Annotated in this window: 16 protein-coding genes and 1 tRNA gene; 12 read left to right on the top strand and 5 right to left on the bottom strand. The window is 55.4% G+C overall.

Annotated features, from left to right (window positions below; translation table 11 throughout):
• Window position 1: 1 nt before the first annotated feature.
• The gene (gene modA, locus AC2FFD_RS19925; RefSeq protein ID WP_496873933.1) at window positions 2-781 is read right to left on the bottom strand and encodes a molybdate ABC transporter substrate-binding protein; all 780 of its coding nucleotides are present in this window, start codon (window positions 779-781) and stop codon (window positions 2-4) included.
• Between the two features lie 295 nt (window positions 782-1076).
• On the opposite strand from modA, the gene AC2FFD_RS19920 reads away from it, so the two are divergent.
• From AC2FFD_RS19920 to AC2FFD_RS19910, 3 genes are all read left to right on the top strand, one after another.
• A tRNA-Val gene (locus AC2FFD_RS19920) sits at window positions 1077-1152 on the top strand.
• Between the two features lie 89 nt (window positions 1153-1241).
• Window positions 1242-2813 carry a DUF6538 domain-containing protein gene (locus tag AC2FFD_RS19915; protein WP_257600053.1) on the top strand — a complete coding sequence of 524 codons (1572 nt, stop codon included), beginning with the start codon at window positions 1242-1244 and terminating at the stop codon, window positions 2811-2813.
• A gap of 160 nt (window positions 2814-2973) precedes the next feature.
• The gene (locus tag AC2FFD_RS19910) at window positions 2974-3345 is read left to right on the top strand and encodes a helix-turn-helix domain-containing protein (protein ID WP_306978690.1); all 372 of its coding nucleotides are present in this window, start codon (window positions 2974-2976) and stop codon (window positions 3343-3345) included.
• A gap of 1335 nt (window positions 3346-4680) precedes the next feature.
• Here the strand turns inward: AC2FFD_RS19910 and AC2FFD_RS19905 are convergent.
• The gene (locus AC2FFD_RS19905) at window positions 4681-5361 is read right to left on the bottom strand and encodes a hypothetical protein (protein WP_257600051.1); all 681 of its coding nucleotides are present in this window, start codon (window positions 5359-5361) and stop codon (window positions 4681-4683) included.
• A 50-nt stretch (window positions 5362-5411) separates the two neighbouring features.
• Window positions 5412-5555 (bottom strand): hypothetical protein, encoded by a 144-nt coding sequence (locus AC2FFD_RS19900; RefSeq protein WP_257600050.1) that lies wholly within the window; start codon window positions 5553-5555, stop codon window positions 5412-5414.
• Window positions 5556-5915: 360 nt separating this feature from the next.
• On the opposite strand from AC2FFD_RS19900, the gene AC2FFD_RS19895 reads away from it, so the two are divergent.
• The 4 genes from AC2FFD_RS19895 to AC2FFD_RS19880 are packed head-to-tail and all read left to right on the top strand — an operon-like array spanning window position 5916 to window position 13301.
• A complete protein-coding gene (locus tag AC2FFD_RS19895; protein WP_496873932.1) occupies window positions 5916-7520 on the top strand; it encodes an ATP-binding protein in 1605 nt (534 codons plus the stop codon).
• Complete coding sequence (locus AC2FFD_RS19890) at window positions 7520-10258, top strand: Z1 domain-containing protein (RefSeq protein WP_257600048.1); 2739 nt, start codon at window positions 7520-7522, stop codon at window positions 10256-10258. The genes AC2FFD_RS19895 and AC2FFD_RS19890 overlap by 1 nt, the downstream gene beginning before the upstream one ends.
• Window positions 10251-11198 (top strand): PD-(D/E)XK motif protein, encoded by a 948-nt coding sequence (locus tag AC2FFD_RS19885; protein WP_257600047.1) that lies wholly within the window; start codon window positions 10251-10253, stop codon window positions 11196-11198. Before AC2FFD_RS19890 ends, AC2FFD_RS19885 begins: the two co-directional genes overlap by 8 nt.
• Window positions 11199-11201: 3 nt before the next feature.
• Window positions 11202-13301 (top strand): AIPR family protein, encoded by a 2100-nt coding sequence (locus AC2FFD_RS19880; RefSeq protein WP_257600046.1) that lies wholly within the window; start codon window positions 11202-11204, stop codon window positions 13299-13301.
• 7 nt (window positions 13302-13308) lie between these two features.
• Here the strand turns inward: AC2FFD_RS19880 and AC2FFD_RS19875 are convergent, their stop codons facing one another.
• Window positions 13309-14808 (bottom strand): DNA cytosine methyltransferase, encoded by a 1500-nt coding sequence (locus AC2FFD_RS19875; RefSeq protein WP_257600045.1) that lies wholly within the window; start codon window positions 14806-14808, stop codon window positions 13309-13311.
• Window positions 14809-14892: 84 nt separating this feature from the next.
• Between AC2FFD_RS19875 and AC2FFD_RS19870 the strand changes: the two genes are divergently transcribed.
• Together AC2FFD_RS19870 and AC2FFD_RS19865 are read left to right on the top strand one after the other, a co-directional pair.
• A complete protein-coding gene (locus tag AC2FFD_RS19870) occupies window positions 14893-15333 on the top strand; it encodes a very short patch repair endonuclease (protein WP_257600044.1) in 441 nt (146 codons plus the stop codon).
• Window positions 15334-15787: 454 nt separating this feature from the next.
• Window positions 15788-17668: an adenylate/guanylate cyclase domain-containing protein gene (locus AC2FFD_RS19865; protein ID WP_496873931.1), complete on the top strand. Its 1881-nt coding sequence runs from the start codon at window positions 15788-15790 to the stop codon at window positions 17666-17668.
• A gap of 383 nt (window positions 17669-18051) precedes the next feature.
• On the opposite strand, the gene AC2FFD_RS19860 is transcribed toward AC2FFD_RS19865, so the two are convergent.
• Window positions 18052-18996, bottom strand: coding sequence for a LysR family transcriptional regulator (locus AC2FFD_RS19860; RefSeq protein WP_496873930.1), 945 nt, complete (start codon window positions 18994-18996; stop codon window positions 18052-18054).
• A 51-nt stretch (window positions 18997-19047) separates the two neighbouring features.
• Here AC2FFD_RS19860 and AC2FFD_RS19855 point away from each other — a divergent pair, with 51 nt between their 5' ends.
• From AC2FFD_RS19855 to AC2FFD_RS19845, 3 genes are all read left to right on the top strand, one after another.
• Complete coding sequence (locus tag AC2FFD_RS19855) at window positions 19048-19962, top strand: NAD(P)-dependent oxidoreductase (RefSeq protein ID WP_496873929.1); 915 nt, start codon at window positions 19048-19050, stop codon at window positions 19960-19962.
• Window positions 19963-20176: 214 nt separating this feature from the next.
• Entirely contained in the window at window positions 20177-21088 is a 912-nt protein-coding gene (locus AC2FFD_RS19850) for a homocysteine S-methyltransferase family protein (protein WP_496873928.1), read from the top strand.
• A 331-nt stretch (window positions 21089-21419) separates the two neighbouring features.
• Window positions 21420-23147: an adenylate/guanylate cyclase domain-containing protein gene (locus AC2FFD_RS19845; protein WP_496873927.1), complete on the top strand. Its 1728-nt coding sequence runs from the start codon at window positions 21420-21422 to the stop codon at window positions 23145-23147.
• Window positions 23148-23277 lie beyond the last annotated feature (130 nt).

Below are 23277 nucleotides of genomic sequence, written 5' to 3'. Positions count from 1 at the left end.
ATCACCTGCCCGGCAGGGTAAATCCCTGCTCCAGAAATACAGCCGTGACAGCATCCGTCTTCAGGTGTTCAAGGAAATCGTGTGCTCCTTCTTTTGCCTCGAGGGTCAGGGCCGCAGGGTAAATTATCGGTGGATGCAGATCGGCAGGGAAAGTCGCTACGACCCGGACCCTTTCTTCCACCCTGGCGTCTGATTGGTACACGATCCCAAGTGGCGCGGCCCCTGCCGCCACCAGAGCCAGCGCAGCGCGCACATTGTCGGCCTGCGCCACCTGTGTCCGCACAGCTTCCCACTGGTTCAGGCTCTGCAAAGCAGCTTTGCCATAAATCCCGGCAGGCACCGCGTCGACCAGTGCCATGGCCAGATAGCCTTCTTTCAAGTCCGCCCTAAGGTCATATCCGGGCTGGATTTCACCCATTTGCGCATGATCTTCAGCCCCGACCAGAACCAGACCGTTGCCCAGCAGATCCACTCGAGACTCTGTCCGAATTAGACCATCCTGCTCCAACACATCCATCCAATCCGTATTGGCCGAGACAAACACATCCGCAGGTGCGCCTTGCTGAATCTGCCGCGCCAGAACCGACGACGCCGCATAGGAAACGGAAACGCTCTGACCGGTCTGGTTTTCGTATCCGGCAACGATTTCGTCCAATGCGGTCTTGAGGCTGGCCGCTGCGAAGACCAGAATGCCTTCTGCACCGGCCCGGATCGGGGCCAGCGCCGTCACGCCAAGGACCAATGCCACCATCCAAAATCGGCGGGCGAAGGATAGGGTCATGTAAACTCCCGACCGGTTTGTTTCAGTCTCTCCGGGGATATCGGACGCCACCGGTGGCGCGCAAGCGCCTTTGGCCATTTACACGTGATGGGTCGCAGGTTCAGCAAAGCGTTTTCTATCGATCTGTCTGAAAATTAGGCTGTGCACCTTCCGGCCCGAAAGGCGCCCAGAGCACCCGCATGTTCTGCCTACTGCTTGCACGATGCCCCGTTGGTCGGCCGCCGAAGACGGAACGCAAGAAAATCTTCCAGACCCTCTTGCACCTGCCCGCAGGCTTGGCTAAATGCAGCATCACGGGTGATTAGCTCAGTTGGTAGAGCGCTTCGTTTACACCGAAGATGTCGGGAGTTCGAGTCTCTCATCACCCACCATCCTAACCTTTTGATATAAAAGAAAAGCCTTGCAAATAGGGGCATTTGTCCGCTTCAAGGTTACAACTTTGGTTACAAAAGGAGTTCCCATGGCAGGCAGAGTTCGTCACCTCGTAAACCGTTCCGGACGGTATCACGCACGTGTTGTGGTTCCGAAAGACCTGCGCGGAATCATCGGCAAGACCGAACTGCGTATCCCGCTGGGCGGTGATCGCCGCGAGGCGCTCAAGCTTTTGCCCGGGGCTGTTACGCAGATTCAACACCAGATCGCAGTGGCTGAGCAAAAAGCGAACCCGAACCAGCAACCCAACTCCCCAGCCCGCTTTCCGCTGGCACCAGGCCAGATCGCGCACAGCCACTACCACCAGCGCATGGCCTTAGATGATCAGCTTAGAAATGATCCACGCTACTCTGCAGTTGGCATCGATGACCTGCTGGTCGAACGCCTACGCACCGCCATAGCCGGAAACGCCAATGACGCAGAACTGGGTGAACTGGTCGGTGCGCAGATTGAACGCTTCAGGGCCGCTGGCAACCTTGATGCAGCACCGGGCAGCACCGAATGGCGTGAGATAGCTCGTGCCCTTTGCCATGCGGAGCTAGAAGCACTTGCGCACGTCGCTGAGCGCGATGAAGGCGATTTTACAGGCAAACCCACCGCATCAATCATTGTGAACGCACAGCCCTCGGAAAACGCCCCTACTCCGGTCAGCATTAAACAGCTCTGGAAAGGCTATGTTGCGCACCGTCAGCAAGCCGGGTTCATGCGGTCTGGCACAGGCCGACAACAGCCGGTCATTGATAAGCTCGTCAAACACCTGAAACACGACGACGCCACACGGGTCACTAAGAAAGACCTGATAGCGTGGCGTGATTGCCTGATGAATGATTTGTCCGCCAAGACAGTCAGTGACGTGTATCTCTCAACCATCAGGTCATTATTTTCGTGGGCGGTCGAAAACGAAATGCTGACTGAGAACCCAACTGCCAATGTGCGGCAAGCAAAGCCTAAGAAACAACACACCAGAGAACGCGGCTACGTGGTGACCGAAGCTAACAAGGTCTTGAGGGCCAGCCGCACCTATCAACCCAACGAAGATGAGCGTGGCTACGTCAGGGAAAAATCGCACTTGGTCGATGCAAAGCGATGGGCACCAATCATCTGCGCCTTTACCGGCGCGCGCATATCTGAGATTACCCAGCTTCGAAAAGAAGACGTGCGCAAGATCGATGGGCATTGGGTTGTCAGGATCACGCCCGACGCTGGTTCAATCAAGACAGGTGGATATCGTGACGCCCCGCTGCATCCCCAGATCATAAGCGAGGGCTTCATCGATTTTGTCGAAGCCTCGAATCCCGGCCCAATGTTCCATGGCGGCACGAAACAAGAGGACTATTCACGCAAAGCAAAGCGTATCGCAAATCAGGTTGCAGCATGGCTTAGTAAGTCCGGGCTGGCGCCAGAAGGTTTGCTGCCCAATCATGCGTGGCGGCATCGTTTCAAGACTCAGTGTCGTGAACTTGGTATCTCAGATCGCGTGGTTGATGCCATCCAAGGGCATGCCGGAAAGACGGCAGGTGACGACTATGGCGATGTAACTCTAACAGCAAAGATAAATGCGATAGAACCGTTGCCTTGGTATGAACTGAGTGGGAACTAGGGTTCGCAAGATCCCGAGTTGCCCCTTCTGGAGGCCTTTTCTTCTGCTTCTCCCGCCGCGCATTCCCATCCAGATCATCGCTATATCGAAGACATGCAGCGCGTGCTGCATCACTTCTGAGAGGATAGCGATGACAAATAAACCGTATGGAGACACCCGGATGGCGACGTATGTCGAACGAAGGGTGCTCGAACTGAAACCTACCAAGAGCCAAGCCGAGATCGCGGCGCAGGTGGGATACGTCAACCCGAACATGATTACAATGATCAAGCAGGGTAGTTCCAAGGTGGCATTGGATCGCGTCCCGGCTTTAGCGAAAGCTCTGGAATGCGACGCTGCCTACCTTATGCGCCTCGCAATTGAGCAGTCGATCGGCCTGACTGCAGCTGAGGCAGTTTTCGAGGTGTTCGGAGAACCTGTCACGTCGAATGAACTTGGCTGGCTAAAGGCAATTCGCAAGGCCTCCAACAACACCGATCCTCGGTTGACCAGTCGGTCAGAGACGGCGATCAAGACTATCTTCGGGAGGTAGGAGCCATGTATGACCAGAAAGACGTCCTGACAATGAATGAGCTCGCCTGGTTGCGGTTCCTCCGTGACGTGAGCAACGGGAGTGATCCTGAGCCTACCTTACGGAGAGTGCAGCTATTGAGGCGCCTTTGTCGACCTCACAAAGAAAAATGGAATGGGTTTTCGAGATTGCAGCGAGGAATGGCTGGTGAACCCTGCCTCGCCGGGTCCCTCGCTGATTGAACTGAGGTTGCATAAGGTTGACAAAGGTTTACATCCACCCCTCGCGGGATCGACGGATGTAAACCTTTCGACCTCAAAAACACCCCAAAATCAGGCCAAAGGTTTACACTAAGTTTACATTAAGTTGACAGATTTCGGCCCGAAATCAGGTTTTTCAAACCAAAAGGTAAACCTATTAAGCGCAAAAACCCAATAAAACATGACTCTCTGGAAGAAACGCAACCGAACGCAAGCCAGAAAAGCTCTCTGAGCGACGAAACACATGCTGGGTCACACTTGGCATAGAGAAGAACACTTATTCAACTCAGGCCAGCGTACAGCTTGGCTCAGCACGAGCCATATAGAGAGCTTACGCGCCCGAACAGGCCAAGTAGACCTTTTAACGTTCCGAGATGGGAAACTTGCGAATACTCAAGAAGTAAAAAATCGTGCCGGAAAAAAGAATACTCTCGACGGCTTAGGCTTTCCCGTGAGGAGGCAAGAACGCAGGCGCGCCCTAAAAGGCTTGGTGATCTCCAGAGATGTGTGAACAGAGATCGTCGGGAGGAGTGCTCCCGACCGACGGCCCGTATACTTCCACCTTTTCCCTACGCCGCTCTAAGTTCCCCATGCTGTATAGATGGTTCAGCACCATCCTTAGTTTGACATTTGGCCATTTTTGCAAAATCCGGGGTCAAATTTTGAGGCGAACCGACGCGCCTGTCATTGTTAGATTTTTTGCAAGGAGTGGTTGCAAGGACCGATCGCCCCTCCTTCCAGCCTGCCGCAAACCAACAAATTGGTTTCCAAGCAAACTGGACAACCGGCCCCGAAGGCTATCATACCCTTGGCGCTCAAACTCCCACCCATAAAACGAAAAAAGCGCCGCCAAGCGGCGAGCCAGGCTCGCGGCTTGGCGGCTGTCCCACCCCTAACCCCTTGGGGAGGAGCCTGCCATCGCGGGTTAGGCTTTGGCTCGGGTCGTCCCGTTCGGTCCAAAACGGTTCGTGCGCGACGCGAAAGCAAAAGGCTCGACCGCGTGGCGTGCAGTACTGCTCACGAACCTGACGCACCTTTTCCGTTACTTGGCGGTGCCGGGATGCCTGGTTGGGCTGTCTGGTTGTGGACCGCCAGTCTATTCAGGCACCTTGAATTCCACAATACCTTTCAACTTGAACCCGTGGTTCAAAAGCGATTCTGTCACAAGAAATGGAAGCTCGAACAGTCCCGGGAAATCATCGACTGATTTGCTCCTACCAAGGCTATACATCCAGTTCAGCAGTTCCCCGATGTTGCACTCCTTTATCGCCGCCGCAAGCGTTCCGCACAAAAACCATGATGCATGCCGATCCGTGATAGTGGGAACTTGGTGGCGGAGACCTGGGCCAGGGAAAGGTGCACAGGTGTTTTCGACCACGACAACAAAGAATTCATCTTTTTGATGATGGACAGAGATGCGTAGCGCCGTGCAACCATCACGATTGCGCCCTGCAAGACCACATGTCGCGCGGAACTTCTCTCTCAGTATCAACTTCCCTTCGACACGCACCAACTGCTCAGACGCGCTGGAATTGCCCCTCGTCTGATAGAGTTTGAAAGGAACACGGCGGAATTTGTCGCCATATCGTTTGAGTAACTCTGTTACCTGACCGCGGGCCGCCAATCGCTCGCCCGACTTCCATTTGCTCACCTGTGACTGCTGAGTTCTGCACATGGTTGCAATTGCTGCCTGGGTCATTCCATCATTCAAGGCGATACGCACAAGTTCTTTTGTTTGAGGGAACTTGTCCTTTTTCGAAGTTGGTTTTTTGGTCATTGTTCTTTCTAAAATTGCCGGGGCCGACAAACGGCCCCGTACAATATGAATCACGGCTTTTTTGAACCCGCAAGTTTGTTGTGGGGGTTCAGCTGCTTGCCGCGATTTCCTTGCGCCTTGGCATGAGTCTTGTTCTGCCCCGGAGTACCTTTGTTAGGGTTCTTGATGTCGGCATTGCGGTTCGGCTTTTTCATATCCGCTTCCTTTTTTCTGAGTTGCAGTCCTTCAAAAGCTAAATGCCAAATGGCATTGGCGACACGGGATCAAGTGGAATACTTCGACATATTGCGGAATACTCTTCAACTGCTTGCATCGATCCGAGGACCACCTGGTCAGCGGACACATCCACCTCGGGCGACGCCTACCATCTTGTTGATCTCAACTTTCATTAAAAATGGCGCCAGATCGAAAGGAAATGGCAGACTTTCAAACCTCAGGCAGGTGGTTTCACTTAGTGCGCATCACCATTTTAACTGTTGAAGGCAATTGAACGCGGCCGCGGGGCGAACTCTGCGAACGCGACGGCCCGATCCGAATTTGGGAGAGAAACCGAAATGACCTCTTCACCTTTCGCAGGAACTGGTGTCAATTCGGGACTCGAGAAAGGACTGCAGATTTCAAGCAAATACGACAGACAGCGAGAAGAAGCCGTGCAATCAGTCCAAGGCAACCTACAAATCAACGGAAAAAGGCAGGCGGATGCCACACCACATGCCGCATCGTTGATCGAAGGCATGCGGGACTTCGGATATACCCTAGAAACTGCCATGGCCGACATCATCGACAATTCGGTCACCTCCGGAGCCGGACGCGTCGAGGTTCTGGCCGAAACAACTACCGACGAACCTTGGATCGCGATCGTCGATGATGGATCCGGCATGACGGAGGCAGAACTCATAGAAGCCATGCGACCGGGTTCAAAAAACCCGTTGGCCGAGCGCGAAGGACACGATCTTGGTCGCTTTGGCTTGGGGTTGAAGAGCGCCAGCTTTTCGCAATGCCGCCAGCTTACTGTGATTTCCCGCAGGGACGGACATACTTCGGGGGCCACTTGGGATCTGGACAAGGTGGCGAAAAAGAATGTCTGGAACGTGGATCTGGAGGACGACCTCCATGGCCTTCCTGCAGTAGACAGACTGCCCGAGACCGGAACAATAGTCCTCTGGCGCAAGTTGGACCGACTCTCGACTAATTTCCGGCACGACACGGCCAAACGATCCGCTGAGATCAACAAGGCGCTGTCGGGCGCGGAACGGCACCTGCGCCTTTGCTTCCACCGCTACATGGAGGGAAGCAGACCCAAGTTGAAACTCCTTTTGAACGGTCGGCTTCTTGCGCCGAATGACCCTTTCGCCACGACCCACAAGGCAACGCAGGTCGATCCGGAAGAAGTTCTGCCCTTGGTCAGAGGCGAGGTCGTTACCCAATGCTATACACTGCCGCATCACAAGATGATGTCGAGAGCCGAATGGGAGGAGCTGGGCGGGCCCGAGGGGCATCTGCGATCGCAGGGGTTCTACATCTACAGGGAAAAGCGCCTTATCATCGCAGGTAGCTGGCTGGGCCTAGCTAGGCAGACCGAGCTGACGAAACTGTCGCGTGTCAGGGTCGACATCCCCAACACGATGGACGCGGACTGGAAGATCGACGTGCGCAAAGCGTCAGCCCAGATGCCGCCCATCGTTCGGGAGCGTCTTCGCAAGATCGTCGAAAGGCTCCAAGGAACCTCCAAACGCACATATCAGCGTCGCGGCCGAAAGCTGGTGTCAGAAGAAAACCTGCCGCTTTGGAACCGCATCCAGAAAGATGGCGGGATCGTGTACCGGCCAAACATAGAACACCCGTCGATCAAAGGCTTTTCGGATCTCCTGCCCGAGGAGTTCCGACACGGTTTTCGGGCCTGCATCACGCTTCTGGGGTCCGGTCTGCCTGTCGCAGCGCTGCATGCCGACATGCTTGGCGGTGCCGAAAGTGTCGAGTCGGACAGGTCGGATTTCGCCGATCTGTCGGAAATGGCCGAAACCGCCATTCGGGAACTACTGAAGACCGGCATGACAGGTTCCGAAATCCTCAAGACCCTGTGTTCAACCGAGCCATTCGTGAATCACAAGGATTCCGTCCGGCAGCTGGCTGAAGAAATCGAGCAAGGAGAACATTAGTGAGCGCACAACTCAAGCATCTGGATAACGTCGTTTCCCAGTCTCTGGCGCATGAGCGCAAGAGCGGCGACGATCTTAGAAGCTTCATCAAGACCATGAACGCTGCTCTCAACGTGAATGCCGCTCCAGAGGCGTTGGAACAGCTGGCTCGCGACATTGAAGAGCGGTTCGGCATAACCATGGGACTTGGCGCAACCGTCGACGACGAGAGTTTCCGCCCCTGGTTGGACGAAGCCAAGGCCAGCATCGATCCTTATTACTGGGACCGCTACAAGAAGCTATTGCACAAGAATGGTCTTCCGCAGGACGTCGTAACCGGTCTGGACCAGATCACCGACCGAATACTTGGGCGGCTAGGCAACCCGGGACTGGCCGAAAAGTGGGATCGCCGGGGCATGGTGGTTGGTCACGTCCAGAGCGGTAAGACGGCGAACTACACCGGGCTCATCTGCAAAGCCGCCGACGCAGGGTATCGGCTTATCGTTGTCATTGCCGGGATCCACAACAATCTGCGCAACCAGACCCAGGAGCGGATCGACGAGGGCTTCATCGGCCGCGACACGGGGCGCCTTGCAACCCAAGGCAAAAAGGGAAACCGGGCCATCGGTGTCGGGCTTTTCGACGACCGCAAGGTTCCGGTGAGTCTCACTAACACCTTGTTCGACTTCAAAAAAGGCACCGCGTCTACCAACACCAGCCAGATCGACTCCTACAAGGTGCCCGTGGTGCTGGTGATTAAGAAGAACCACAGCACTTTGAAGAACCTTCTGGACTGGCTGCGCGAGAACAGCGCACGTGGCGACGATCAAATGATCGACCAGCCCATGCTGCTGATCGATGACGAGGCTGACAACGCGTCCATCAACACCAAGTATTCCAAAGAAGATATCACGAAGATCAACAGTCAGATCCGCGATCTTCTGAATATGTTTCATCGCAGCTGCTATGTCGGCTACACTGCGACGCCTTTCGCCAACATCTTCGTCGATCCCGATCAGTACGACGACGTGTTGAAGGAAGACCTGTTCCCCAAACACTTCATCGTCGGGTTGGACGCGCCGTCGAACTACTTCGGCGCGAAGAAAATCTTCATCGACGGCATCCCTGACGAAGGTGATCCTGTCTGGCTGCGCACCATCCGTGACAACGAAGATATCCTGCCGATCAAACACAAGATCGACCGTAAGGTGGATGAACTGCCTGAAAGCCTCAAGGAGGCAGCCCGAGCATTTCTGATCGCCCGCACCATCAGGAACCTACGCGGTCAGGCATCTTCTCATTGTTCGATGCTGGTCAACGCGAGCCGTTTCACTGATGTCCAAGGCAGATTGCGGAACCGTCTACACGAATACCTAGGTGCGATTCTCGATTCTCTGCGGGTCAACGGATCGCGTGGCAGGGACGGACTACGCGACCCTCAGATCGCCGCCTTGCAGAAAACCTGGCAACGGGAATACGCGGAAGCCGAACTGGATTGGGATCCGATCCAAAGCGCCATGCTGGACGCCGTGGCGCCAGCCAAGGTCGTCGAGGTCAACAGCCGATCCAATGGCTTGGACTATTCCGGTGAATCCCCCGTCGGTCAGACCGTGATCTCAGTCGGCGGTTTCTCACTGTCGCGGGGGCTTACTCTCGAAGGCCTAACGATCACCTGGTTCCTGCGCAACACCATGATGTACGACACCCTGATGCAGATGGGTCGGTGGTTCGGCTACCGCGGCGGGTACGAAGATCTGTGTCGGATCTGGATGCCATCAGAGGCGATCGACTGGTACGCCCACATCGCCGAGGCCAGTGAGGAGCTCCATCTGGAACTCAAGAAGATGGAGAAGGCAAAGGCCTCGCCCGCCGATTTCGGTTTGGCCGTGCGCAGCCATCCTGCATCACTGTTGGTGACCGCGCGCAACAAGATGGGGTCGGGCCAGAAGCACGTGCTGATCGGGCTGTCCAACGCTTGGGTCGAAACGGCCAAGATCAGCGCCAAACCGGCAGATATTTCAGCCAACGAAGACGCCGCCCGGAAATTCCTGGAGGGCCTATCCAGCGCAGGTTTCCACCGGTCTTCAGCCAAAAAGGAAACCGGTGGCTTCCTGATCCGCGATGTCTCGGTGAACCTGATTGACAACTTCCTGCTGGCGTGGCGCAACCACGAACAGGCCTTCCTGACGCAAACCACGCCCATCCGATCCTACATCGGCGAGCGACAGCATGACGAACTGGAGAAATGGGACGTGTTGGTCACCAGCGTTTCCGGCGACACGGAGCTGTTCGATATCGCCGGGTGGAGGGTAGGCCCTCAGGTGCGCAGCGTCGGCTACAAGGATCTGACTGACCACATGCTTTCCATGAGCGGTAAACGTGCTCGTATCGCCTCACGCGGCGTGGAAAAGATCGGTGTCGAGCCGGTGAAGGCGAAACAGGCAGAAGAGGAATACCTTCAGAGCTTGAAAGAGGACGGAAAGCCTGAATCCCACCGGCCTTCATTCCCGGATAGAATATACAGGCAGGTGCGCGACAAGCCGCTGTTCGTGCTCCATGTCGTCAAGGTCCGGCCGCCGGAGGAAGGCGATCTCCCGCACTTGGACCGGATCCCAGATCGGCCCGTCATCGGCTGGAGCATCAGCTTCCCCCAATCCGCCAAGCCGAGCGATCGGGTGGAGTACATCATCAATACCCAGAAGTTCCGCGAGATCTATGGGTCGGATGAAGAGGATGATGGAGCCTTCGAAGATGACTGAGACGCCGTGGGACGGACTGCCCCCTAGCGGGGCGCGGCGTGTGAACAGCAAGGGGTGCCATGATTTCTTCTGGGTGCGCATGCCCGACAACGCGCCTGCCCTGCTTCTGCGGATGTCGGATGATATGTCCGAAGTATGCTCGCTGCCCAAGCTGAAGCATATCGGGGTGTTCTACCGAGTCGTCGATGGCCGGAACTCCTATTGCATCACCTTGCAGGAAAAGGCCCACATCGACTTGTTCGAGACGTTGTGCCGAGACGTCGTAGCCGCGGCTGAACAGGCGAGCGAACCGCAGCACGCCCTATCGCGCGCAGTCAGTCGAACGCTGCGCTGGCATCACCTGCTGCGCAGCGGCGGCAGGCGCGGCCTGTCTATTGAAGAACAGCAGGGTCTGGTGGCCGAGCTAGCCTTCCTCAGAGAGCTGGTTCAGAACATCGGACCGACCCAAGCCGTGGATGCCTGGAAAGGCCCTGAGAACAGCGCCAAGGATTTTGAGCTGCCCGGACTGTATTTCGAGATTAAGGCACGGCGCAGCGGCGCGCACCCCAAGGTGCGCATTTCATCGGAAGCGCAATTGTCGGACATCGAAGGCGCGAGGTTCTGCCTGCGGGTGCACGACGTCGACACCCTGCTGGGAGACGAAGGACAAAACCTGGCCGATCACGTCCGCTGCACGGCCCAGTTGTTCGATGCGGACATTGAGGCACTGGACCTTTGGGAGCAGAGGCTCGCGGCGACCGGATATCAGGACGAAACGGTCGAGGAAAACCGCCGCTGGTATCTGGGGACGGTGCGGACATTCGAAGTCAGAGAAGGTTTCCCCAGGTTGGTGCCACCTCTGCCGCCGGGCGTCGAAGAGGTGAGCTATGCGATCCGTCTGGATGCCTGCGCAGCCTTTGAGCGGTCAGAAGACCTGAACCAGATTTTGCGGAGTTGTTGACGAATGTCGGATCTTGCAGATTTCCACCAGAGTTTCATCGCAGACATCCAAGGCGACGCGGATGCGTTGGGCCTGTACACTCAGGAAGCGTTTTTCGAGAAAGTCGGCGAAATCCTGACCGAAGCAGGCGAGATCGATCAGTGCGACTATGCCTATTTTCAGGGAAGCGAACAACAAGGACGGCGCGTAGTCCACCTGCAAGTCAGCGGATACGGAGGCGATCCCGCGGAAAGCGATGGTGTCCTGTCGCTAATCCTGTGTGATTTTCAGATTACGCCTGAAGTACGGTTGACGCGTGGGGCTGATCTGAAAGCTCAGTTCAACAAACTGGTCGAATTTCTCCGCCACGCCCGGCGCGAGGCGTTCAGAGAGAGTTTGGAAGAAACCAGCCTCGGAGCGGGTCTAGCCGATCTAATCAACACCCGCTGGAACGGCATCGAGAAGATCAAGCTGATCTTCGTCACGAACTCGGACAACAGGGCCAAGGTTGACGCCATGCCGGCCGGCAACATCGATGACAAGCCGGTCACGTACAACGTCTGGGATCTCAAGCGCCTGCAGGCCTTTGTCGAGCAGGGCAAGGCGCGGGCCGACCTGACGATCGACTTCGCCGAGGATTTTGGCGGTGGCATCCCGGTTCTGAAAGCCTCAGGGTCGGATGCCGCACTGGAAAGCTACATCGCGGTCATACCAGGCTCCCAGCTGGCTGCCATCTACGACAAGTGGGGTGCGCGCCTGCTGGAATCCAACGTTCGCAGCTTTCTGCAGGCCCGGGGCAACGTGAACAAGGGAATCCGAAAGACCATCTTGGAAGAGCCCCACATGTTCCTGGCCTACAACAACGGTCTGGCTGCAACTGCTGAAAGTGTTGAGCTGGCACCGACCGAAGAAGGACTGGTCATCACCAAGGCCGACAACCTTCAGATTGTGAACGGCGGGCAGACGACAGCGTCAATTCACGCAGCGCGGAAACTGGCCGGCGAGGGTCTGAAAGACATCTTCGTCCAGATGAAATTGAGCGTCGTTCCACCGATCTTGTCGGATACCGTCGTTCCGCGCATCTCGGAATTCGCCAACAGCCAGAACAAGGTAAATGCGGCGGATTTCTTCGCCAACCACCCCTTCCACATCAAGATCGAGGAGCTTTCGCGGAAAATCCTGGCGCCGGTCGGCATCAACGGGTACCGCGAAACCAAATGGTTCTACGAACGGGCCCGGGGCCAGTACGCAGACGAGCGCAGCAAGAAAACCCCTGCGGAGCGGAAGAAGTGGGACGCCGAGTTTCCACGGCGCCAGTTCTTCACCAAGACAGACCTCGCCAAATTCGAAAACACTTGGAGCGGCAAGCCCCACATGGTTTCGTTGGGTGCGCAGAAGAACTTTGCTGACTTTGCCAAGACTATCGAAAAGGTGTGGGGCAAGAATGGTGCGCGCATCAACGAGGCCTGGTATCGCCATTTGATTTCCAAGGCGATCATCTTCCGCAAAATGGAAAAGCTGGTGTCGGCCCAGGACTGGTACGAAGGAGGTTACCGCGCCAACATCGTGACCTATGCCATCGCCAAGGTCGCACGTGACGCGGCCGAGCGGGACCTAGTGGTCGATCTGAGCCGGGTCTGGCGGTCGCAGGACGCTCCCGCAACTCTGGAGGGTGCGCTGCTTGTCGCAGCCGCCGAGGCGCAGGAGGCGATCACCAACCCGCCTGAGGGCATTCGGAACATGAGCGAGTGGGCGAAGAAGCAGGCCTGCTGGGAAGCCTTCCGCAAGCGTGAACTGTCCTACCCGGAGGAGTTCGGGGATATTCTGATTGAGCCGGAAGAGGCCAAGTCGGAAGATGACGACGTCTCGGATGACGAGAACCTGACGAAAAGCGTCGAGGCTCAGACCCGTGTCTTTGAACTCGGTGGACAGTTCTGGGCACAGGCCAAGACTTGGGGGCGCTCCAACAAGCTGTTGTCACCATCGGAATACGGAGTGCTGGACGTCTGCTCGAAGATGCCGACGAGAATACCGACGGAAAAACAGTCTCAGTTCGCGATCGAGGTTCTGAACAAATTGATGGAAAACGGGTTCAGGGAATCCGAGGCTGCTGCGGCGCAATAGCCTGCCGTCAGCCCAGCAGCCGCCGCACCGCTTTTGCGATCTGAAATGCCAGATAGGGAGGAACCGCGTTGCCGACCTGATGGTACTGTTTGGTGCGCGGACCGCAGAACAAGTAGTTGTCCGGGAACATCTGCAGACGCGCGGCTTCGCGGACGGTCAGCGATCGACACTGTATGGTATCGGGGTGGATGAAATAGTGGCCATCCTTGGAAATGTGGCTGGTGACGGTTGTCGACGGCCGATCCGCGCATTGCGTCCGGAAGCGGTCGGCAAAATCGCCGGACCCCCGATTTCGGTGCGCCGGCTGCAAAAACTCGGGAAACTCCGCAAGCTTCGGGGACCTGCCAAACGCCCGGGTAAATGCCGACGAAAAAAGATAGCGTCCCAGATCGTCCGGAATGTGCCCCCTGGTCTCGTGCTGGAGAACGACCTTAAGCCGATCGTCCAACAACCAATCCGCAAGATGGGCCGGCAATTCACAGGAGCGTTTTCGCCGGGTGCCGGTGCGGAGTCGGGGTAATCTGTTGGCTCTGGCCATGGCGTGAGCGATTTTGCGAACCTCCTCAGGCGCCGCGTCCAAAGCGGCGATGGCGAAAGCTTGATCCTGCACGGCAGCCTGCCACTCATCAGCATCGTCGCCGCGGCTCAGCCCACTTCTTAATCGGGGCAGATCGCGCAGGACTTCAGCCACCGTCACGGGGGCCTGTGGGCTGCCGAGGATGGGGATGGGCCCTTCGAGTTCGATTCCCTTGGCGAGATCGCTCCGAACTCCGAGAATAATCACTCGGTGCCGCGCCTGCGGAACACCGTGGTCCTCGGCTCTGATCAGGAAGTCCCGGGCTGCAGCTCGCGATCCGTCCGAAGGGGCGGGTTTGGACAGAGGTAGTAGGTGGTAGCCGTCTCCGGCGGACTCAAGATCATCTAGAACCCTGCTGAAGATGCCGCCTCCATCCACCTTGCTTGACAGCATTCCCTTGACGTTTTCCATGACGAATGCCGCCGGGCGAAGCCTGTCCAGAATGCGTACGTATTCACGGTAGAGAAAATGCCTGTGGTCGTCCTCGGGCACGTATCCAGCCTTGCCTTTGTTTCGGGCTCGCCCGACCAGTGAATAGGCTTGGCAGGGCGGACCGCCGATCAGGATCGTGTTGCCGTGATGGTTTTCGCGAGCTTGATCAAGTTCGACCGCAAGTTCCTCGAAAACGCCGGGCTCCCCCAAAACACGTCGCCGAGCTTCTTCCGTCGCGAGCCTCCAGTTGACTGGATACAGGTCGGCCCAATCGGGCAGCTGCGAACCGCAATTCAGAGCATCATGGTATTCTTGCGGAAACTCGTCGAAGGACCGAAGAAAAGCTCGCAACTGGAGCGTCTGAATCGCGTGGTCGTCCATCTCAACCGACAGCTTGATCTTCATCGGTGCGCCGGGGTCGCGCCCAGCCTGAGAAAATCCCTCGCCCAGACCTCCAGGACCGGCAAAAAGGTCAATGATGGCGAATTCTTTTGGCATGTCCTTCCTCTACTGCGGAGGTTCTACCAGGTTTCCGCAGATGTTCCAGGTCGAAATCCGGTCCGCGGGCATTATGTTGAGCAAATGGCCGATACAGTTGATCGTAAGACCCGTTCACGGATGATGTCGCGCATTCGCGGCACCAATACGAGACCTGAAACCCTGTTGCGCAAGGCATTGCATGCGCAAGGCTTCCGGTTTCGTTTGAATGTCCGGAGGCTTCCTGGGTCCCCTGACATCGTGCTGCCGAAGTGGCGTACTGCCATTTTCGTTCACGGTTGTTTTTGGCATCGGCATACCGGATGCCCGAAAGCTGCCACCCCAAAGTCAAATGTCGCGTTCTGGCATGAAAAGTTTGCAGCCAACATGCGCCGGGACGCCGAGGCCATTCAGCAACTGCATGATCTGGGTTGGCGGACGCTCGTCGTATGGGAATGTACGGTGGAATCGGACGTCGATGGACAGCTCACACGCGCGCTGGCGGACTTCATTCGATGGAGCGGCGAACATCACGGCGAGTTTTGATCAAGTCAACGACCTAAATTCAGGCCCTCGTTGTTCACGCGAGGACGGCCCTTACCTGCCGTCCAACGCAATATACAAATGCTGCGTTGCGGCCCGTCGAAGCTGCCGTTCGCTACGCGAGCAAAACGAACCGCCAAACGAATTCACAGATCGCAGACTTTGCAGTTTTTCGCTGCGTCTTCGCCAATGTCGGTATCATTGCATTGCGGCATTTCCCCTCCTCTGTTGCCAACATACTGGCACAGCTTCGCCGACGCGGGAGCACAAATCGTAGCGCGAACCTGCGATAACTGACCCTCACCGCGCCGGCTGTGAATTGGGAAATTGCGGAATAGCAGCTGCCAGCAGTGGCTCAGACAAAGACAGTTTTTGAGGCATGTATCAACGGTCTTAAAGGTTCTGGATTAGTTGTAGCTTTCTGCCTAGCCTGTCTTCAACCTTTGGAGGTAGGAATTTGGAACGCCGCCTCGCCGCGATACTTGCCGCCGACGTCGTTGGCTACAGCCGTCTCGTCCGCAATGATGAAGCCGGTACTTTAGAGATCGTCAAAACGCATCGCGAACGTCTATTCGAGCCAATTGTATCGGCGCGGAGCGGACGCATTGTGAAATTGATGGGTGACGGGTTGCTGATAGAATTCGCAAGCGCCGTCGAGGCCGTTCGATGTGCTGTCGAAATGCAGCATTATGTTGGGATCGAGAACATGAGCTTACCGGACAACACTCAGGTTCGATACCGGATAGGGCTCAATGTCGGCGACATCGTGGTTGATCAGGACGACATTCAAGGAGACGGCGTCAACATCGCCTCTCGATTGGAAAGCCTGGCCGAACCGGACGGCATCTGCATGTCGCTCAGTGTCTTCGATCAAGTTAAGGACAAACTTGGCTTCACCATTGAAGACACGGGAATGCATCAGGTCAAGAACATGACCGACCCGCTGCACGTGTTCAGGCTAGCACTTGATGAAAAGGCCACGACCTTAGTATCGCCCATCGTGAGGAATTCAGCAAAGCCTTCACACCGTCGATTGGGAGTTGCCATCGGCGCCGTGCTCGCCCTGTTCTTTGGGATCTTGGCATGGTGGCAGCCTTGGAACCCGGATGCGATGTCTTCCGTCAACGACGACCAATATTTGCCTGTGTCTGGTAAACCGTCCATCGCGGTCATGGCTTTCGACAATCTGAACAACGATCCGAGCCAGGACTATCTGAGTGATGGCCTGAGTGAGAGCATCCTGACAGCGCTGTCTCGGTTCTCAGACTTTTTTGTCATCGCACGCAATTCGACTTTTTCATACAAGGACAAGCCCGCAGAGGTGCAGCAGATCGCGCAGGAACTCGGCGTGAGATACATCGTCGAAGGCAGTGTTCAGATCGCAGGGGAACGTTTGCGCGCAAACGCACAATTAATCGATGCCACTACCGGCAAGCATCTCTGGGCCGATCAATACGACCGCAATCTGCAAGACATATTCGACGTTCAAGATGAGATTACGCGAACTATCGCTTCGACGTTGAGTACTAGTATCGATCTCGCAGAGTATGACCGATTGAAGCACCAACCCACTGACAGCCTCGGGGCCTATGAACTCTCCAGGCGTGCAGAGGAACACTCGCTTAGATTCAGCAGGATGGACAATATTCAAGCACAGCAACTGAGTGAGCAAGCGATTGCGCTCGATCCAAACTTCGCGGGCGCATATGCCGAACTTGCTTGGGCGCATTCCTTTGGGTACCGCTTTGGTTGGAGCGAGGATCTCTCACGCGAAGAGTCCCTCGATCTTGCCTTCAAAATGGCCAGAAAGGCGATTGACCTGGAACCCCTCAACTTTGCCGGCTACGCCGTTCTGGCTTATGCGACGATGTATAGCGGAGATCTTGACCGGGCTGTAACGCTATATGACAAGGCTATCTCTCTAAATCCGAATTCTGCGGGCACCCTCGTGAACTCAACTGACCCGCTGGTCTACAGCGGACGCGCCGATGAAGCCGTTGAACGGATGCTTTCGGCCATTCGCCTCAACCCGCATCATCCCGATTGGTATCTGTGGAATCTGGGATGGGCACAGTATTTTGCAGAGGATTACGCTGGCGCGCTTGCTTCGATTGAAAAGATGAACGAGGTCCCGGATCGTCTAAGACGCACGCTTGCGCCGATACTCTTGCGGTTGGGGCGAGAAGAGGAAGCAAAAACAATGATCGGCCAATTTTTGGAAGACAACCCTAATTACAGCATCGAAGAGGCAAGGAATGCACCGTTCGAGAGTGACGATTACCTCAATCGATGGCTAGATGACTTACGCAGACTAGGGGTCCCGGAAACCAAGATTTGAATAGCTGAGTTGAAATAGCTGTCGCGACAAAGGCAGCGCAAGGCAGGCTGTGGTACCAACATACTACTCTAACTCAGAGAATCCGGCTTTCCGCGCGCTGCAATCGACTCTGATTTCCACAGTCGGGAATCTTCCGATCTTTGCAAAGGTTACTATGCAAGTGTTTCTGCCATTCATGCCTCTCGCAGCACCTGTCAATATGGCTTACTTGCTAACGTCGGAGCGATCGCGTCATCTTTTCGATGGCCCCAACTTGCTTAGGTGTGGATGGTCCATAACAGACACTCATCCGTTCAAATATCCGGTGTTTTGACTTCCTGTAAACGGACTTTCATCAATAGAGCAGCATTATCAGGCTGTTATCTTGCGAAATCAGACCCCATTTAGCTCCAGCCGGTGCTCTTTACTGCCTCCAGCAAGTGAGAGGGCGTCCATCGGAAAAGGCTTTTCTCATATTCGGTAATTGATTTCGAGAGCCACCGCATGAACAACTTTGCCGCTGGTCGAACCGGGCCCGGCAGCGTGACAAGGTAATAACCGATCTGCGGTATTGGATCATCAAACAGTGCCACGAGTTGTCCGGACTTCAACTCCTCAGAAACAAAAGCCGGTACCGTCGCCCCGATACCATCACCGCGCCGGATGCCATCCAGCAGCATATTGCCCGGCACGCGGACAACTCTCCGGTCGGCGTCGGTCGGAATTCCGACCTTTTCTAACCACAGGTCAAACTCGACTGACGCTTGTTCCTGAAGAAGCGTGAAATCAAGCAATTCTGAAGGATTCGTAAGCACCCGGTTTCCGATTAGTTCTTGGGACGCTACGACCGTCAGACAGCCTGGCAGCAGCATCTGCGAGACAAGCCCTTGCCAGTGACCTGTTCCGTATCGGATGGCCATATCAATTCCGCCCGGCTTGAGGTCGACAGCCTGTATCGTTGAATCGATCCTCAATTCGATATTGGGGAATTCGTCAATAAACGTCGACAGACGCGGCATGAGGAACGCGCTTGAAAACATCGGAGTCGCGCTGACCACCAACGGTCGAACCGACTCTGCACTCGACACGCTCTCGGTCACGGAGGCCATTTCAGCAAAGGCTTCAAGCAGGCCAGCCGACAGGATTTCGCCTTGCGATGTCAGAGAAATACCGTGCCGGGTACGGGTGACAAGCCGAGTGCCGAGATGGTGTTCGAGCCCGCGGATTTGCTGGCTGACTGCGGAATGGGTCACGTTCAGTGCCTCTGCCGCCCGTGTCAGATTTCGAAACTCGGCAGCGGCGGCGAAGGCTCTGAGAGATGTCAAAGAGGGAAGCGTGCGCCAATCCATAAGTAAGATCATCTAACAATATAGAAATATTTACAACTATGTGATCATCCGATGCCGGCGCATGCTGGTGCAGTAATTCATTGGCGACCACAGGAGGCAAACATCATGAAAATTGCTGTTTTGGGACTGGGCAATATGGGTTCAGCGCTGGCGCATTGCCTGCTCAAGGCAGGCCACGATGTCAGCGTTTGGAACCGTACGTCGGAAAAGGCAGAGGTTTTTGCTGAAGCTGGAGCCACGATCTGCTCATCACCGAATGATGCCATCGCAGCTGCTGAATTTGTCATCATCTGTATCAAGAGCCACAAGGAAACTGTTGAACTGGTCAATGGGCTGAGTGATTTGCTGAAGGGTAAGACCATCTGCGACATGAGCACGGGCGATACCTCGGATGCCGATAGACTGGTCACCATTCTGGAGAGACAGGAGGCTGGCTACATGCTGGGCATGATCAATGCCTACCCTTCCGGTATTGGCGGTGACGAAACCACAATCCTTACGGTGGGCAGTGCCGGAACCTGGGACCACTATGGCAGTATCATCAGAGAATTGGGTGGAAAGTCCGCCCATGTTGGAGAGAAACCAACGGCACTTGCCGCGCTCTTTGCCGGCCTTTTCACGGTTAGACAGGGGTTCATGTTCGGAAAGATATACGGTGCACTTGTCTGCCAAAAAGCGGGCATCCCGATGCAGGTTTATGCCGACCAACTCCCTGCCACGATCAAACTGGTCAATGACTACCATGACCTTTTTGCCAGAACTGTTCCGACCGAAGATTACGACAATGCCGAAGCCTCCCTGAAGGTTTACGCGATGGCGCAAGAGGATGCGTTGAAGACCTGCCTCTCACTTAATGCGCCCGCTGATTTCATCCAGCTGATGCATGACCGCACCAAAACGGCTTGGGACGATGGCTATGGCGACAGACAGCTGACCTCACTGGTCCAGCATATGACGGATGCCTGATGCAAAAAGGCTCCGGCCCAAACTGCCATTGGCTATGGCTTTATGACGCTGTAGTGCGGCCCGCCGAAGGAGAATTTCGCTGCGGTTGAGAGTTACCCGGGAAGATGAGGTCATGCTCACGGAATTCATCCTGTCGTCGCCCTAAGGTTCACAGGAGACCCGAGACGATGTATGTTTCTCGTGAAGATGTAACGGTATTTAGGCGTGGATCAGAATGGCGCGACAGTTCCCACTCGAAGGTAACAAGACCTTTCTGGTTTATGCGGGTACTGGCACCGACCTGATATTCAATCACGGAGTTGACTTACCCGGTTTCGCGTCGTTTCCATTGCTGGAAGAACCTGGCACCAGGGCAATACTGGCCGGTCAAATGCAGACACTTGTTGATCTCGCCCGTGAAATGAATGTCGGGTGTATCCTTGATGCGCCCACATGGATGGCGAACGCCGACCGGGCAGCGCCCTTGGGGTACGATGCAGAACGGCTCGTTGAAGTGAACAAAGATGCGGTCAGCCTAATGGAGGACGTCCGCCAGGCTGCCGCTCGCGATGATATACTGGTGTCGGCCTGTATCGGCCCGCGCTATGATCCTTACGCCGACATCCCGCCGGTACCCGTCGAAGATGCACGTCAATACCATGCTGTTCAAATGCAAAGCCTGAAAGACACTAGCGTCGACCTGGTCACTGCTTATACATTCAACCGCCCAAGCGAGGCAGCCGGATGTATCCTCGCTGCCCGAGACGCTGAACTGCCGATCATCATGTCTCTGGTTGTTGAGACAGACGGATGCCTGGCAGACGGAACCAAACTTGTGGACGGAATTGACCAGATTGACGCGGCAACGGACTCGGCGGCGCTGTTTTTTATGGTCAACTGCGCTCATCCGACCCATTTCGCAGGAGCGCTTGGCAACCACCCCCGACTTAAAGGCATGGTGGCAAACGCTTCGAGTTGCTCGCATGCGGAACTTGACGAAGCAGATGAGCTGGACGAAGGCGATCCAGCTGAACTTGGTAAACAGATTGCCTCGATTGCGAGGCAGAATCCGTCGATCCAAGTATTTGGAGGGTGCTGCGGTACCGACATGCGCCACCTGAAATCGATGGCCAGCGAATTGGCGTAGCCAACTTAGTTCAATCTGAGCGATAGCGCTGATATCTAAGGTGATACCGTGATTTCTTTCCGCCACTTGTTATAACGGCCCTTAGCGGACATTGCGCACCCCGTCTGAATGCTGCTGTCGCAGCCCACATTGCCGTCATTCGCTGCAACCGCGAAAAGAGAGTATCGTTGAACCGACAGACTCAGGGACAACACCGATCCGGGAGCCAAATTTGCCCATCTCTCAATTCGGACCAAAAATTAGTAAGGCGTGGGATAGCCAAACGCCTAATAGTCTGGTGGAATAGGTGTGCGATTTCGCTCTTAACTGCCCCTGAGACAAGGTGTTCTTTTTGCGTCGACTTGCCGCCATTCTAGCCGCTGATGTCGTTGGATTCTCCGCATTGATGTCGCGTGACGAACAAGGCACGCTGGAACAGCTGATTGCTTTTCGTCGCAACTGCTTTGATCCGCAGATTGCACAGCACAATGGCAGAATTGTTAAGCTTATGGGCGACGGTGCGTTGGTGGAGTTTGCGAGCGTACTGGACGCGGTTGCCTGTGCGATCGCCATCCAGAAAAGCGCCACAGCTCAGAGCGAAAATCCGATCCAACTTAGAATAGGTATCAATCTGGGCGACGTGATCACTACTGGCGAGGATATCTACGGTGATGGAGTTAACATCGCTGCGAGGCTGGAACCGATAGCTGAACCAGGCGGGGTATGCATTTCCGGAATCGTTCATGACAGTCTAAGGGGCAAAATCAACGCAAGATTTCGAGATGATGGAGAACAAAAACTCAAAAACATAGAAACATCGATCCGTGTTTTTCACTGGACCCCGGGCGACATTAACACCTCACATCCACCATCATCGAAATTTGATGCTGGAAAGGCTTCAATTGCCGTACTGGCTTTCGACAATATGTCGTCTGATCCGGAACAGGAGTATTTCTCCGACGGAATAGCTGAAGATATCATCACTGCATTGTCGCATTTCCGCGATTTCTTCGTAATCGCGCGCAATACAAGCTTTACGTACAAGGGACAGGCAATTCGGGTCGATCAGGTCTGCCAAGATCTAGGCGTGAAGTATCTGGTGGAAGGAAGTGTGCGAAAAGCTGGCGAACGGGTGAGAGTGACTGCTCAGCTAATTGACGGAGAGAGCGGCGCTCACATTTGGGCCGCCAAATACGACCGGGAATTGACCGACGTATTTGCCGTTCAGGACGAGATTACCCAGTCCATTGTCTCGGCCGTCGCACCAGAGACGATAGGCGCTGAAACCCGACGTGCCCGTTCGAAACGATCAGGCAATCTCAGTGCTTGGGACAAAGTGCTTCAAGCCAGATGGCACCTTGGAAAGTTCACAAACGAAAACAATCGGATCGCCCATGATCTTCTAAAGCGATCTCTAGAAAGCAACGCGGACGACAGTGAAACACACGCAGCTTTGGCTCTCAGTCACATTGTAGGCATGCTTCACTTGTGGCGCACAGATACCAAGGAAGCAATCCACGCAGGAGAAATTGAGGCTAGCCTTGCAGTACAACTGGATGATCAAAATGCAAATGCTCATGCTATTTTGGGCATGGCTTTGTGCTTTGGACGAAAATTCGATGAAGCTCTGATCTATTTGTTGCGAGCCATCGACTTGAACCCAAGCTTAGCGATTGGACATGGCAACATTGCAGCTTTGTATGGCGTTTCGGGTGAATTCGACAAAGCAGCGCAATCAGCCAAACATGCGATGGCTCTTAGCCCCCGCGATCCATTGAAAGCATTTTGGCGTGGAGGACTTGGGATCGGTGCCTATATTGCCCAACAATACGATCTCTGCCTTGAAAACGCGATCGAAGGCCTGAAAGAACACCCAGGCTACGCCTCACTAATGCGGCAAGAAGCAGCTGCATTAGGCATGTTGGGACGCAGAGAAGAAGCACAGCTTGCTGTTGCACGATTGCTTGAAACGATGCCGGGGCTGACAATAGAGCGGGTACGCAAGATGGTACCGGTTAGAGAGCCGGGTGACTGGGAAAATTGGCTGGAAGGCCTAAGGCGCGCTGGGTTGCCCGAATAGGTCAAAATAAATAGGCAGCAAATTCCTTGTTAGGCGGCGTCGGCCCTGAGCTGACATCCAGCGGCCAACCCAGATGCTGCGGTCGCAGCCCGCTTTGCTGCCATTCGCTGCGCGCGCAAAATCCGGAGCT

This window comes from Ruegeria sp. YTSC002 (genome assembly GCF_059609845.1).
This window is presented reverse-complemented; position numbering and strand designations above follow the sequence as displayed.